The sequence below is a fragment of the Rhodoferax sp. genome (assembly GCF_044236835.1).
In the GTDB taxonomy this organism is placed as follows: domain Bacteria; phylum Pseudomonadota; class Gammaproteobacteria; order Burkholderiales; family Burkholderiaceae_C; genus Allorhodoferax.
On record NZ_JBIIGC010000006.1, the window covers coordinates 82,666 to 96,980 of the forward strand.

Here is a 14,315-nt window from a genome sequence, read left to right on the forward strand (position 1 = left end):
ACGCAGTTGGGGTTAGGGTAGCCCCAGCGGATGCGCCGTCAACAATCCGCGCAGCGAGTTGCAAACCACTAGCTGCTCCGCCCGCGCCACGTCATCGACACCCAGAACCGTCTGCGCAACCGACGAAAACCGATGCAGCACCCGTTGGCGCATCACGCCCGGCAGCACGCCACAGGCCAGTGCCGGTGTACACCAGCGCCCATCGATACGCACCAGCAGATTGCTGCGCGCGCCTTCGGTAACCTGCCCGGCAGAGTTCACAAACACTGCATCAAACGCACCTTTCGCCATTGCAGCCGCCATGGCGCGGTCATAGCTGCCGCGCAAAGAGGTCTTGTGCTGTAACAAGGCGACCTCGGTTGGATCAACCGGGTGGTCGGCCCACACCAGCCGCACCGGCACATTGGGCAGGGGATCGAGCGCTGCGTGGGCGATGCGCATGCTGCCGTCGTGCGACAGATCGACCCGAACCCGGTGGTCGGTGTTTGCGCATAGCAGGCCGGCATATTGGATCAGCTGATGCGCGAACTGCGCTGGGTCCAATCGAAAGCCCAGGGCACGTGCGCTGGCGGCGATACGGGCTTGGTGCAATGCCAACTTGCATGGTTTGCCTTTGCGCACCAGCACCGTCTCGAAAAGCGTGAAGCCTGGATCGACTTGGGTCAGAAAGCGCGCTTTCACTCGGGTCTCATCGAACTCGCTGTGCTGCTCAGAGTCCAGCACAATGCCGCCGCCTACGCCCAAGGTGGCGGGGCGGGTGGCGTGGTCGAGATTGCCCAGCGTCAGCGTTCTGATTGCAACCGAGAGACAAAAGTCTCCGCAGTGCGCTCCGGCCGCGGGGGCGTTGACCCAGCCGATCGCTCCGCAGTACAGGCCACGTGGAGTGGACTCGAGCGCGGCGATGCAGTTCATGGTGTGGATCTTGGGAGTGCCTGTGATCGAGCCGCAGGGAAACAGCGCACGCAGAACGTCGGGGAACCGCAGATCGGCGCGCAACTCGGACTCCACGGTGGAGGTCATCTGGTGCACGGTGGCGTATGTTTCCACTGAGAACAGACGCGGTACCCGCACCGAGCCCGTGGTGGATATGCGCCCCAAGTCGTTACGCAACAGGTCCACAATCATCACGTTCTCGGCCCGGTTCTTCGGGTCGGTGCCCAGCCAGTAGCTCATCTGCGCATCGGCCGGCGCCGTGGCAGCCCGTGGCGCGGTGCCTTTCATCGGGCGGGTGGTCAAGTGGCCTTGGTCATTACGCACAAACAGCTCTGGCGAGCACGACAGCACCCAGCGCAGATTGGCGCTTGAGGTTCCGAAATCCGAAACAGGTAGTGCCGCCAGGGCACCAAACGCAACAGGCTGCAGCGCGCGCAACCGCCGGTACAGACCGATGGGGCTGCCGTATTGGGCGCCGTGCATGCGATAGCTGTAATTCACCTGGTAGGTCTCGCCTGCACGGATGAGGTCGAGAATCTTTGCGACACCGCAGTCGAACTCGGTTTGGGTCACGCTGGGCATCCAATCGACGACACCGGCGCAGCTCGGCGCCCCACCGCCGTCCTGCTCGGCGAGCCAGTCGTCCACCGCCGCAGCCGCCAGTTGCGTGCATTGGTTGAACAGCAGCACTCGCAAGGCGCTGGAATCTCCCTCAGTCAAACTGCGGGTTCCCGCGCCCAACAGTTTTGCGCCCCACTCGTAGTCCACAAGTACCGCAGCATGTAGCCCTTGGGCCTGGTCAGTCTCCACCTGGCTCCAAAACGCGTCTAAGGTCGTGGGGTCGGTGCACATGTGCTGCTTTACCAAGCCGGTAAAGAGCCTGCTGCTGGGGCGCGACTCCGTCGCATGACAGTCGTCCAGCAGCACGAAGCAGTTGTCCAAACAAGCCCCCTGTGTCATGCACATGTGCGGCGCGTGCCCCCCGACAAGATGGCTGGCGGCATGCACCTGCGTGCAAATTACAGCGTGTCGGTGAAGCTGCGCAGTTTGTCCGAGCGGCTGGGGTGCTTCAATTTGCGAAGGGCTTTGGCCTCAATCTGGCGGATTCGCTCGCGTGTCACATCAAACTGCTTGCCCACCTCTTCAAGGGTGTGGTCGCTGGTCATCTCGATTCCGAAGCGCATGCGCAAGACCTTGGCTTCGCGCGGGGTCAGGCTGTCCAAGATGTCTTTGACCACGTCGCGCAAACCGGCTTGCATGGCGGCTTCCATGGGCGCGGTGTTGGCGCTGTCCTCGATGAAGTCGCCCAGGTGGCTGTCGTCGTCATCGCCGATGGGTGTTTCCATCGAGATCGGCTCCTTGGCAATCTTCATAATTTTTCGGATCTTGTCTTCCGGAATTTCCATGCGTTCGGCAAGCACCGAGGCGTCTGGCTCGAAACCGAACTCTTGAAGGTGCTGGCGGCTGATGCGGTTCATCTTGTTGATGGTTTCGATCATGTGTACCGGAATGCGAATCGTGCGTGCCTGGTCCGCAATGGAGCGGGTGATCGCCTGGCGGATCCACCAGGTGGCATAGGTCGAGAACTTGTAGCCCCGGCGGTATTCGAACTTGTCCACCGCCTTCATCAATCCAATATTGCCTTCCTGGATCAGGTCCAGGAACTGCAGGCCGCGGTTGGTGTACTTTTTGGCAATCGAAATCACCAGCCGTAGGTTGGCCTCGATCATTTCCTTCTTGGCCGCGCGGCTGGAGGACTCGCCCTCGTTCATGCGTTTGTTGATGTCTTTGAGCTGGTCCAAAGGCACCACCACCCGCGCTTGCAGGTCGGTGAGCTTTTGCTGCAAGTCCTGCACTGGTGGGATGTTGCGCGCCATGATGGCGCTCCAAGGTTTGCCGCTGGCGGCCTGCTTTTCAATCCACTTGAGGTTGAGCAGTTGGCTGGGCACCTTATTGCCGTTTTTGTCGCGGCCACTGAAGTCGGCGATGAAGCTCTCTTGCGGGTAGCCACATTTGTCCACAATGATGCGGCGCAGCTCGCGTTCCTTTTTACGCACATCGTCGACTTGGGCGCGCACCATGTCACATAACTTTTCGATGGCCTTGGCGGTGAAACGAATCGTCATGAGTTCGTCGCTCAGCGCCCTTTGCGCCTTTACGTAGGCGGGTGTGCCGTAGCCCTCTTTGTCATAGATTTTGTGCACCTTTTCGAACAGCTCGCGCATGCGGTCGAAGCGTTCGAGGGCTTGTTTTTTGAGTTCTTCCAGTTTTTTGGTGAGCGCTTTGGAGCCGCCCTTGCCGTCGTCGTCATCAGCCTCGTCAAACTCGTCAAAGTCTTCCTCGGCCACATAGTCGTCGGCTTCGTTGGGGTTGGAGAAGCCGTCCACGATGGTGGTGATCACCACCTTGTCTTCCCGGATTTCCTCCCCCAAGCGCAAGATTTCTGCAATCGTTGCTGGTGAGGCACTGATGGCTTCCATCATCGCCATCAGACCGCCCTCAATGCGCTTGGCAATTTCGATCTCGCCTTCGCGGGTGAGCAGCTCGACGGTGCCCATTTCGCGCATATACATGCGCACCGGGTCGGTGGTACGGCCGAACTCGCTGTCCACGGTGGACAGGGCCGCCTCGGCCTCTTCTTCGGCCTCCTCGACGGTGGCGGCGGTGGATACGTTGTTGTTGAGAAGAAGCGTTTCTGCGTCCGGGGTTTGCTCGTAAACCGCCACGCCCATGTCGTTGAGCATGGAAATCACCACTTCGAGGGTCTCTGCGTCCACCAGCTTGTCGGGTAGGTGGTCGGAGATTTCGCCGTGCGTCAGGTAGCCACGGGTTTTGCCGAGTGTGATCAGCGCCTTGAGCCGCGCCCGACGCTTTGCCATGTCCTCCTCGGAAAGCACCGTCTCATCCAAGCCAAACTCTTTCATCAAGGCTCGCTCTTTGGCCTTGCTGATCTTCATGCGCAGCGGCTTAGCCTTCTCGTCGCCAGTGACGACTTCAGGTTCACCCACCAAGTCGGCTTCAATGTCAGACAGGTCTTCATCATCGGCCGACGGCGCCGCCGCAGTCGCAGCCTTGGGCTTACGGCCACGCTTGGCGCCAGTTTGCGGTGGTGGGCTGGACTCCGCCGCAACGGTTTTTGCAGGACGTGCTGGTGTCTTTTTGGCAAGCTGTTCCTGCGCTGCAACGGCAGTGGCGGCCTTGGTTCTCGCAGCGCTTGGCTTGGCTTTGGATTCCGGCACGGCGGCTGGCAACGGCTTTTTGGTGGCTTTGGCCGCGGTGGTCTTGGGGCTGGCTTTGGTATTGGTATTGGCTTTGGGGCTAGCTTTGGGGCTGGACTTGGCGGGCTTTTGGGCGGGCATGCGAAAACCTTAAGACAAAAAACGGTACGAGGGCTGGGTCCGACACAGCACCCAAAGGGGCGGGTCAGGTTGCGGGGAAATCGACATTTCCTGACGGCAAGATGGGCGGGCGATCATTTGGTGTGCAGTCCTTGCGGAAGGGTGGCCGGTGCGACATGTGGTCGGTGCGTGGCCTGGCCCGGAGGTGCTGCTGTCGCTCTTGCGCGAGTCAGCCGAGGATTATACGTTCGGATTGGGCTTGGATGAGTTGGAGGCGGCGGTCGCGCAGCATGCGGTAGCGTTGCAGGGCCTGTGGATCCGTGTTTGCAGCGTCAATCGCCTCGGTTTCTTGCGTTTTGAGTCGGTCGATCAGCATGCGATTGAGCAGATCGCGCAACTCTTGCGCCGATTCGTGCCCTTGCGAAGCGGCGTCAGCGCCTTGCGCCATCAGCCGCAACGCCATCGACTTGTGCGCGTGGCCTTCTAACTCGACTTGCAATGCGTCCCAAACCAAAGGACCATGTTCGTGCAGTTGGCTATCGAGCCAGGACAGCAGCGGCCCATGAGGCTCGGGCAAGCTGCACAGCAGGCTGTGGTCCTCGTTGGTCAGCGTCGCCCAAAGTGCAGAATTGCCCAGCAAGATACGTACGGCGTGGTCGGCGCGACTTGCCGGCGCCACTCTGCCGCCCAACCGCAGTCGCGCGCCCACTGTGCCGTTGCTGTCGTTGCCCCTGGCGTAGCTGCTTGCGGCGCCGAATCGGGCCTCGCCTTGGCCGGCGCGCGGCGGGCCACCGCCGCGCGCGCCGGCCGACGCTGGCAACCACAGCGCCGATAGTTCAGCAGTGCTGAGTTGCACCCGTTCGGCGATCTCGGCGAGCAGCTGCAGCTTGAGGGCACCTTCGGGCAATTGCATCCACATGGGCTTGGCATTGCTTGCCACGTGCGCACGTCCCTCGGCCGTGTGCAAGTCGCAGGCCTCGCTGGCCGACTCGACCAAGAATCGGCTCAACGGCATTGCATCTGCCACGTACTTGGCGAACGCGTCTGCACCGTGTGCGCGGATGAAGCTGTCTGGATCGTGCTCTGGCGGCAAGAACAAGAACTTGATGCTGCGCACATCACTGGCGTAAGGCAGCGACACCTCCAAGGCCTTTCGAGCAGCGCGCCGTCCTGCCGCATCACCGTCGAAGCCAAACACCACTGCGTCGGTGAACCGAAAAAGTTTCATCACATGGTCTGGCGTACAGGCCGTGCCCAAGGTGGCTACGCTGTTGGGAAAGCCGAGTTGTGCCAGGGCCACCACATCCATGTAGCCCTCGGTGACCAGCACAAAGCCAAACTCGCGCAGTGCGCCGCGCGCCTCAAACAAACCGTAGAGTTCGCGGCCTTTGCTAAACACTGGCGTCTCGGGGGAGTTGAGGTACTTGGGCTTTTCGTCGCCCAGCACCCGGCCACCAAAACCTATGCATTCGCCCTTGATGTTGCGAATCGGGAACATGATTCGGTCGCGGAAGCGGTCGTAGCGTTTTTCTTCGCCGCCGGTGTCTTCGGTGTTGCTGATGACCAGCCCGCTGTCCACCAGCAGCGGATCGTCGTAGTGGGGAAACACGCCCGCCAGGGTGCGCCAGCCCTCGGGCGCAAAGCCCAGTGCATAGCGCTTGGCCACGTCGCCGGAGAGGCCGCGGCTCTTGAGGTAGGCCACTGGACGCGGCGCGTCCTTGAGAAACCTGCGGTAAGCGTCGCTGGCTTGCTGCAGCACCGAGTTCAAGGTGGTCTGGCGCTCGCGCAGCGCCTGCTCGCGGGCGCGGTCTTGTGGCGACACATCGTCTTGGGGTACTTGCATGCCAACATCTTTCGCTAGGTCGTGCACCGCCTCGACAAAGGTCATCCCCGCGTAGTCCATCAAGAAGCTGATCACGTTGCCGTTCTTGCCGCAGCCAAAGCAATGGTAGAACTGCTTGGTAGGGCTGACCGAGAAAGAGGGTGACTTCTCACCATGAAACGGGCACAGGCCCATCAGGTTGGCGCCACCTTTTTTCAGCTGCACCGAGCGACCCACGACATCCACGATGTCGGCGCGGGCAATCAGGTCTTGCAAGAAGGTGGTGGGAATGGCCATGGGACGTGGCCGCTGTCAGGCTTTGGCTTTAGGGGTACGGCCCAGGCTGTAGAACTCGGGGTTAGGCTCCATGCCAGTGACATTGGCCACCCGGTTGGAGAGGCCAAAAAACGCGGTGATGCCGGCGATGTCCCAGATGTCTTCGTCGTCAAAGCCGTGCGCATGCAGGGCCAGGAAATCGTCGTCGTCAACGGTGTGGCTGGCCTGGCACACCTTCATGGCGAAATCCAGCATCGCCCGCTGGCGGGGGGGGATGTCGGCTTTTCGGTAGTTGATGGCGACTTGGTCAGCCACCAGCGGCTTCTTTTCGTAGATGCGCAAGATCGCTCCGTGGGCTACGACGCAGTACAAGCAATGGTTTGCCGCACTGGTGACGGTGACAACCATCTCGCGCTCACCGGCCGTGAGGCTGGAGCCTTCGCGCAGCATGAGTGCGTCGTGGTAGGCAAAAAAAGCCCGCCATTCAGCAGGCCGGCGCGCCAAAGTAAGAAACACATTGGGAATGAAGCCCGCCTTGTGCTGCACCTCCAGAATCTTGGCCTGGATGTCTTCGGGCAGGGTGTTGAGGTCCGGTAGGGGGTAGCGCACAAAGCTCTCCAGTGGTGGGCGCTGATTATGCGGTGCTGTCCCCGGGCAGCGGGCTTGGTATCGCGCCAGGCCCAGCGGTTGCTGGCGTCGTTGGGGGGTGCAGGTACATGGATTCAAACTCGGCCGCTGACATCGGGCGCGCAAAGCAGAAGCCTTGCCCGAAGTCGCAACCTGCAGCCCGTAGCAGGTCGCGCTGCTCTTCGGTCTCCACGCCCTCGGCAACGACGCGCATGCCGAGTTCGTGCGCCATGACGATGATGGCTTTGCACAGCGCAAAGTTAGTCGATCCCTCGACCAAGTGCCGTACGAACGACTGGTCAATTTTGATGTAGTCGATGTCGAACTTTTGCAAATAGGCCAATGAAGAGTAGCCGGTACCAAAGTCATCTAGCGAAACTTGGATGCCTGCAAGGCTGAGCTCCAGCAGCTTGTCGCCCACGGTGGGGCTGCTGTCGAGCAGCAAGCCTTCGGTGATCTCCACCACCAGGCAATTGCCGGGCAAGCCCATCGCTTGCAATTGCATCGCCCAAGACGCTTGGCCTGTGTGGTGCTGTTGAAACTGAACCGGCGAGCGGTTGATGCTGATCTGAAAGTCGGGATGCAAGCGCTCGCGCCACCGCTGTACCTGCCGTGCTGCTTGCTGGAACACCCATTCGCCAATGTCGACAATGAGTCCGCTCGACTCGGCAATCGGTATGAAGTGGCTGGGGCTGACCGGCCCGCGTTGGGGATGCTCCCAGCGTATGAGCGCCTCGGCTTTGTGGATGTTGCCAGTGGCGAGTTCCACAATGGGTTGGAACACCACCTGGAATTGGGATTGCGCGAGCGCGATGCGCAAATCGCTGGCCAGACGTACCCGGGTTTGGGCCGCCTGTTGGAGCGCCGGGGTAAAAAAACTGAAACGGTTTCGACCTTCGCCCTTGGCGACATAGAGCGCTTGGTCCGCATTCTTAAACAGGTTTTCAATTTCGGTGGCGTCCAGCGGGTACAGCGTGACGCCGACACTGGCCGAAACAAAGACCTGCTCGACCCCCAGCTGGAACATGCCGTTCATCGCGATCAGAATCTTTTGCAGCAGGGGCTCCAGGTGTTCGGGGCTGCTGATGTCGCTGAGGATCACTGTGAACTCGTCGCCGCCCATGCGCGCGACCGTGTCCGAACCTCGCACACACTGCTGGAGGCGGCGCGCAGCTTCCACCAGCAAGCGGTCGCCGTGGTCGTGCCCCAGGCTGTCGTTGACTTCCTTGAAATGATCCAGGTCGATGAACAGGATGGCAAGCTGCTGATTGTCCCGTTTGCACTTCTTGATTTCCTGCTCTAAGCGGTCACGAAACATGCGACGGTTGGGCAGGCCGGTCAGCGTGTCAAAAAAGGCCTGCTGCCGGATCAGCGCTTCGGTGTTTTTGCGTTCGGTGATGTCGGTGTGGGTGCCGATCATTCGCAAGGGACGCCCTTGCGCGTCGCGGCTGATCACCATGCCACGGGTCAGCACCCATTTCCAGCTTCCATCCTTGCACTGGATGCGATGCTCGTTGGAATAAGTCGGGGCGCGGCCGTCAAAGTGGGCACGCCGATCGGCCTCCATTTGCTCAAGATCGTCCGGGTGCGTTCGATTGTCGAGCTCAATGGCCTGATTGGGCACTTCTCCTTCTCTGTAGCCGTACATCTCAAGCAGGCGGCGGGAATAGAACTCCACACCGGTAGGGATATGCCAGTCCCACACGCCATCGCCGGTACTCTCCAACGCCAGCTTCCAGCGGTTTTCAGTGTCTTGCAGCACCGCATGGGCTTGCTTGCGCTCGGTGATGTTCTGGAGCACAGAGGTTCTTGACAATAAACGGCCGTCGCTCCAGCGGGACTCACCCACTGCATGCAACCAAATGCGTCTGCCGGTCGCGGTGATCGCTTCAAGCTCCAGGTCGTGTGCGCTGGGCCTTTCTCGGTCGAGAATGTGGGACGCCACCAGTTTGCGCATGGAATCCGGGGTGAAGAATCGCCCGGCTGTGGCCAAGGCCCCAGTAGGTTGGTAGGCGTCGGGACTGACTTCCAAAATTCGGTAGACGCCTTCGGTCCAGAAAACCTGGTCATGTGCGACATCGACCTCCCATCCACCAATTTGGCCCAATGCCTGGGTGGACGCCAGCAAGCGGTCCAAGCGCTCCCGCGCCGCCTGGGTCTGCACATGCTCAGAAACGTCGGCAAAGGTGCGCACGGCGCCACCATGCGGTAGCAGGTGGGTCTTGACTTCCAAGGTCCGGCCATCGCGCGTGGTGCGCACGTACTGCCCGGGGGCGGTGCTCACGCCCATGGTCAGCGCGTGGGGGCGGGCGCCTTTTTCCACCCACTGCGCCTGGGGTCCAAAGTCGCCGCGCTCCAACTGCAGTTGCACAATGTCTTGCAGCACAGGGCGGCGCCCCAGGTAGTCGGCGGACAGATCGAGTAACTCACAAGCCCGTGGGTTGAACGACACCAGTTGCATATGCGCATCGAACACAAAAATGCCTTGGCTGATGTTGCCCAGGGTGTCATGCAGCAGCTGGGCCTGCTCGGTGATTTTGGCCTCGACCAGCTTTCGGTCGTTGATGTCGGTGTGGGTCCCGATCATGGTGACCGGTGTGTTCTGGGCATCGCGTTCCACCACCATGCCTTGGGTCAATATCCAAGTCCAATGCCCGTTCTTGTGCTGCATCCGGATATCGGCTGAGAAGCTCGTTGCACCGTGCCGCAGATGTTGCTCGACCGCGGCCCTGTGGATCTCTCGGTCGTCGGGATGGATGCGGTCGCTGAAGTCTTGGTAGCTCTTGCAAAGTTCGCCAGGCTCGTAGCCCAGGAGCTTCTCCCATTGGGCCGAGTGGGTCTGCCGATTAGAGGGGATATGCCATTCCCAGACACCAGCGCCCGTGGCCTCAAGCGCAAGCTGCCACAGCGGGCCGCTTGCATCCGACTTCCGGAGCTCGGTTGCCTCAGTCAGCGGGGTGCTTGGGGCCGACATCGGTCGCAGCTACGAGGGGCATTGTCGCGTTCGGATGGGCGGCTTCGGTTGCGCGCTTACTCCGTCGAAACAGGCGCAACATCCACTGCGAAAAGTCATCCACGTAGGTGAACACTGCAGGGATGACCAGCAGACTCAGGAATGTGGACGTGATCAGTCCTCCGATCACCGCAATCGCCATGGGCGAGCGAAAGCTCGAGTCCGCCGCGCCAAAGCCGATGGCAATCGGCACCATCCCCGCACCCATGGCCACCGTGGTCATGATGATGGGCCGGGCGCGCTTGTGGCAGGCGTCCATCAAGGCATCCCAACGGCTCATGCCGGGGACGGCTGGATGTCCCTCTTTTGCAGGGCTGCCGCGCCGCGCGAGGATCGCGTACTCCACCAGCAAGATCGAGTTTTTGGTGGCTACGCCCATGAGCATGATCAGGCCGATCAACGAAGGCATGGAGAAGCTCTTGTCCGCCAGCAGTAGCCCGACAAAGGCCCCGCCCAGCGACAGCGGCAGCGCCGCCAAAATCGTGATGGGGTGCAGCACACTCTTGAACAGCAGCACCAGCACCACATAGATGCACAGCACGCCAGTGAGCATAGCCAGCCCGAAGCTGGCAAACAACTCGCCCATGACCTCGGCATCACCGATTTCGAGTACCGACACGCCTGCGGGCAGGTTCTTGATGGAGGGTAGTTCCTGCACCTTGGCCGTCACCTCACCCAAGGGAACGCCAGAGAGTTCGATCTCAAAGTTGATGTTGCGCGAGCGGTCGTAGCGGTCGATCACGGCGGGGCCACCCGCAACCTCCAAGGTGGCTACTTGGCTGAGCAGCACAGGCCCATGCGTGCCGGGCACGGTGAGTCGACCCAGCAACTCCAGGTCGGTACGGGCCGCGCTATCGAGCTTGACCACAATCGGAACCTGGCGCTGGCCGAGGTTGAGTTTGGAAAGCGCTTCGTCAAAGTCCCCCACCGTGGCGATGCGCAGCGTGTCGCCGATGGCCTGGCTGCTGACACCCAAGTCGGCAGCGGCGGCAAAGTTGGGCCGCACAGCAATTTCCGGCCGCACCAGGCTGGCGCTGGAGGCCACGCTACCCAAACCCGGTATGGTGCGCAAGTCGCGTTCCACCGCCTGCGCTGCAGCACCCAAGGCGTTGGCATCTTCGCCGGTCAGCACCAACACATACTTCTCGCCCGAACCACCCAAGCCCACCTTGCTGCGCACGCCGGGGATCGGCTCCATCGCGGCACGCATTTGTTGTTCGATGCCTTGTTTGCGAGGGCGCTCGCCCCGCGGCTCTAGTAGCACGGTCAGCGTGGCTTTGCGAGCTTCTGCGGCACCTTGTGGCGCAAATGGATCGCTGCCAGCCGCGCCGCCGCCAATCGTGGTGTAGATGCTCTGAACATGGGGCACCTGCATCAGCCGCAAGCGGGCGTCTTCGGCGACCGCCATGGTTTGCTTCAACGTGGCGCCAGGAGGCAACTCCAAGTACACCTGGGTTTGCGAGTTGTCGTCGGGCGGTATGAAGCCTTTGGGTAAGTAGGGGATCAGCGCCAGCGAGCCCGAAAAAAACGCCGCCGCCGCGAGCGCTGTGAGCCCTCGGTGCTTGACGCACCAGGCGGCCCAGCGCATGTACACCCGCATCCAACCCGGCTCGCGCTCGGCAGTGACCAGCGGCTTGAGCATGTAGGCCGCCATCATTGGCGTCAGCGCCCGCGCCACCAGCAGTGAGGCGGCCACTGCCAGAGCCGCAGTCCAGCCGAATTGTTTGAAGAACTTGCCAGGGATGCCCGCCATGAACGCGGTGGGCAAGAACACGGCGATTAGCGTGAAGGTGGTGGCGATCACGGCCAGCCCGATCTCGTCGGCCGCCTCCATCGCTGCTTGGTATGGCGTTTTGCCCATGCGCAAATGGCGCACGATGTTTTCTACCTCGACGATGGCGTCATCCACCAAAATGCCGATCACCAAGGACAGCGCCAGCAGCGTCACCACATTGAGCGTGAACCCCAGATAGTGCATGCCAATAAAGGCGGGAATGGCAGACAGCGGCAAGGCCACGGCCGACACAAACGTGGCGCGCCAGTCCCGCAGGAAAAACCACACCACCAGCACCGCCAGCGCCGCGCCTTCGTAGAGCAGGTGCATCGAGCCGTCGTACTCCTCCTGCACCGGCGTCACGAAGTCAAAGGCCTCGTTGAGCACGATGTCCGGGTGCTGTGCGCGAAGCTCGTCGAGTGCCTTTCGTACACCGGCACCCACCTCGGTTTCGCCCGCGCCCTTGCTGCGCGCCACTTCAAAGCCCACGACGGACTTGCCGTTGAGCAAAGCGGCCGATCGGGGCTCGGCCACGGTATCGCGGATGGTCGCCACTTCATCGAGGCGGATGCGCCGGCCGTCGGCCAACGAGATTTGCAGTGACTCAAGCTCGCGCGCTGAAGCCACGGTAGCCAGCATGCGCACAGGCTGTTCGGTGCCGCCCAAGTCGGTGCGGCCGCCCGCAGACTCCATTTGCACCGTCTTGAGTTGGCGCGAGATCTCGGATGCGCTGGCCCCCAGTGCCTGGAGTCGGGCTGGGTCCAGTGCCACTTCGATCTGCCGATCGGCACCACCTACCCGGTTGATGGCGCCCACGCCCCGCACGGAGAGCAATTGGCGGGCGATGGTGTTGTCTACAAACCAGCTCAGTGCCTCCACGTCCATGTTGGGCGAGCTCACCGTGTAAGCCAGCACCGGCGAGCCCGCCAGATTCACTTTGTTGATCACGGGGTCGCGCACATCGGCCGGCAGGCTTGAGCGCACTTGCGTCACGGCAGAGCGCACATCGTCGAGCGCCTCCTGGCCCGACTTCTCCAGGCGGAATTCGGCGGTGATGGTGACGCCGCCGTCTTGCACCCGGGTGGTGATGTGCTTGAGTCCCTGGGTGGTCGCGATGGCGTTTTCCAGCTTGCGCGCTACTTCGGTTTCGAGTTGCGCAGGCGCAGCGCCTGGCAAGGAAGCGCTGACGGTAATGGTGGGAAGGTCCAGGTCAGGAAAGTTCTGCACCTTCATGGCGTTGAAGGACAGTAAGCCCGCGAACGTGAGCATCACGAACAGCATCAAAGACGCCACCGGATTTTTGATGGACCAAGCCGAGACATTCATGGACTTGACTCCTTACTTCGGGCTGGCTGCGTTATTGACCCGCACCGTGTCACCGTCATTCAAGAATCCGGCCCCTGTCACGGCAATCGTTGCGTCAGGGCCAATGCCGTCAGTGATTTCCACTGACTCGTTGATGCGCCGGCCAATCTGCACTTTTCGCTGTGCCACTTTGTTGCTGGCATCGATCCTGAACAGGTAGTTGAAGCCATCCCGCACCACCACCGCCTGCTGTGGTACCACCAAGGCGTTGGAGTTGCCCAACTCGAACTCGCCCCGCGCAAACATACCCGCCTTGACGCCGGAAAGCGCCCGCACTGGGGTGCTGAGGTCCACATACACCAGCGCCGCGCGGGTCTGCGGGTCCACCGTCGGTCCGACTTTGCGCACCTTGCCAGCGACGGCGGTGCCGGCCGCTGTGGTAACGCTCACTTTGCCCCCGGTTTGGATGCGCGCCAGCTCGGTGGCAGTCACCTCGGCGCGCCACTCTAGGCGGCCCTGGCGGATCAGTCGAAACAACTCGCTGCCGGGGTTGGCCACCGCGCCGACGGTGGCGCTGCGTGCCACCACCATGCCGCTGTCCGGGGCCAGCACCTGGGTCTGCTGCAGCCGCAGCTCTTGCTGCTGAAGGTTGGCACGGGCGCTCTCCAGCCGCGCTTGCGCGGTGAGTTCGCCGGTGAGGTATTGGCCGGTCTGCTGGCCACTGAGCGCACCAGTGTTCGCTAGTGAGCGGGCGCGTTCGGCGTTGGCGCTGGCGTCGGCAAGGTTGGCCGATGCCTCGGCTGCGGCTGCGCGGGCCTGCGCCAAATCAGCACGTACGCTCTCCGATGCGAACACGGCCAGCACCTGGCCCTTGGTCACCCAATCGCCCACATCGACACGCACGTCGGCCAGGCGCAGGCCGCCCACCTCAGCGGCGACACTGGCCTCCTGCCATGCGGCAACGTTGCCATTGGCGGACAACTTCAACGGCCAGTTGGTCTGCGCTGGCCGGGCGGTTGTCACTGTCAAAGAGGGTCTGGCCTGGGCCTGTGCTGCTGGCGCATTTTGCGCTTGGCTCGTCGAGTGCAGCGCCAGGCTCACGCCGGCAGCCGCTAGGGCCAGGGTGGCTGCGCCTGCTACGGCGGTGCGGTGAAGTGCAATAGTTTTCATAGTCTCGTGGAAACAGATCGATGGGTATGAACAGAGGTGGGGGGCTGGGTTGTGGCG

7 protein-coding genes are annotated in these 14,315 nt (G+C 61.9%); all 7 read right to left on the reverse strand.

Annotated features, from left to right (window positions below; translation table 11 throughout):
• Positions 1–12 precede the first annotated feature (12 nt).
• On the reverse strand, positions 13–1,875 hold the full coding sequence (locus ACILRC_RS06060; RefSeq protein WP_395668460.1) for a chorismate-binding protein: 1,863 nt from the start codon (positions 1,873–1,875) through the stop codon (positions 13–15).
• A gap of 77 nt (positions 1,876–1,952) precedes the next feature.
• Positions 1,953–4,292 (reverse strand): RNA polymerase sigma factor RpoD, encoded by a 2,340-nt coding sequence (gene rpoD / locus ACILRC_RS06065; RefSeq protein ID WP_395668461.1) that lies wholly within the window; start codon positions 4,290–4,292, stop codon positions 1,953–1,955.
• Positions 4,293–4,500: 208 nt separating this feature from the next.
• Positions 4,501–6,390: a DNA primase gene (dnaG, locus tag ACILRC_RS06070; protein WP_395668462.1), complete on the reverse strand. Its 1,890-nt coding sequence runs from the start codon at positions 6,388–6,390 to the stop codon at positions 4,501–4,503.
• Between the two features lie 15 nt (positions 6,391–6,405).
• A complete protein-coding gene (locus ACILRC_RS06075; protein ID WP_395668463.1) occupies positions 6,406–6,978 on the reverse strand; it encodes a peroxidase-related enzyme in 573 nt (190 codons plus the stop codon).
• 25 nt (positions 6,979–7,003) lie between these two features.
• Positions 7,004–9,970 carry an EAL domain-containing protein gene (locus ACILRC_RS06080; RefSeq protein WP_395668464.1) on the reverse strand — a complete coding sequence of 989 codons (2,967 nt, stop codon included), beginning with the start codon at positions 9,968–9,970 and terminating at the stop codon, positions 7,004–7,006.
• Positions 9,942–13,109, reverse strand: a complete 3,168-nt coding sequence (locus tag ACILRC_RS06085) for an efflux RND transporter permease subunit (RefSeq protein WP_395668465.1) — start codon at positions 13,107–13,109, stop codon at positions 9,942–9,944. Before ACILRC_RS06085 ends, ACILRC_RS06080 begins: the two co-directional genes overlap by 29 nt.
• A gap of 12 nt (positions 13,110–13,121) precedes the next feature.
• On the reverse strand, positions 13,122–14,258 hold the full coding sequence (locus ACILRC_RS06090; protein ID WP_395668466.1) for an efflux RND transporter periplasmic adaptor subunit: 1,137 nt from the start codon (positions 14,256–14,258) through the stop codon (positions 13,122–13,124).
• Positions 14,259–14,315 lie beyond the last annotated feature (57 nt).

Excerpts from the sequence above, each read along its gene's own strand:
- rpoD (WP_395668461.1), bottom strand. The coding sequence starts at position 4,292 with ATGCCCGCCCAAAAGCCCGCCAAGTCCAGCCCCAAAGCTAGCCCCAAA.
- dnaG (WP_395668462.1), bottom strand. The coding sequence starts at position 6,390 with ATGGCCATTCCCACCACCTTCTTGCAAGACCTGATTGCCCGCGCCGAC.
- ACILRC_RS06080 (WP_395668464.1), bottom strand. The coding sequence starts at position 9,970 with ATGTCGGCCCCAAGCACCCCGCTGACTGAGGCAACCGAGCTCCGGAAG.
- ACILRC_RS06085 (WP_395668465.1), bottom strand. The coding sequence starts at position 13,109 with ATGAATGTCTCGGCTTGGTCCATCAAAAATCCGGTGGCGTCTTTGATG.
- ACILRC_RS06090 (WP_395668466.1), bottom strand. The coding sequence starts at position 14,258 with ATGAAAACTATTGCACTTCACCGCACCGCCGTAGCAGGCGCAGCCACC.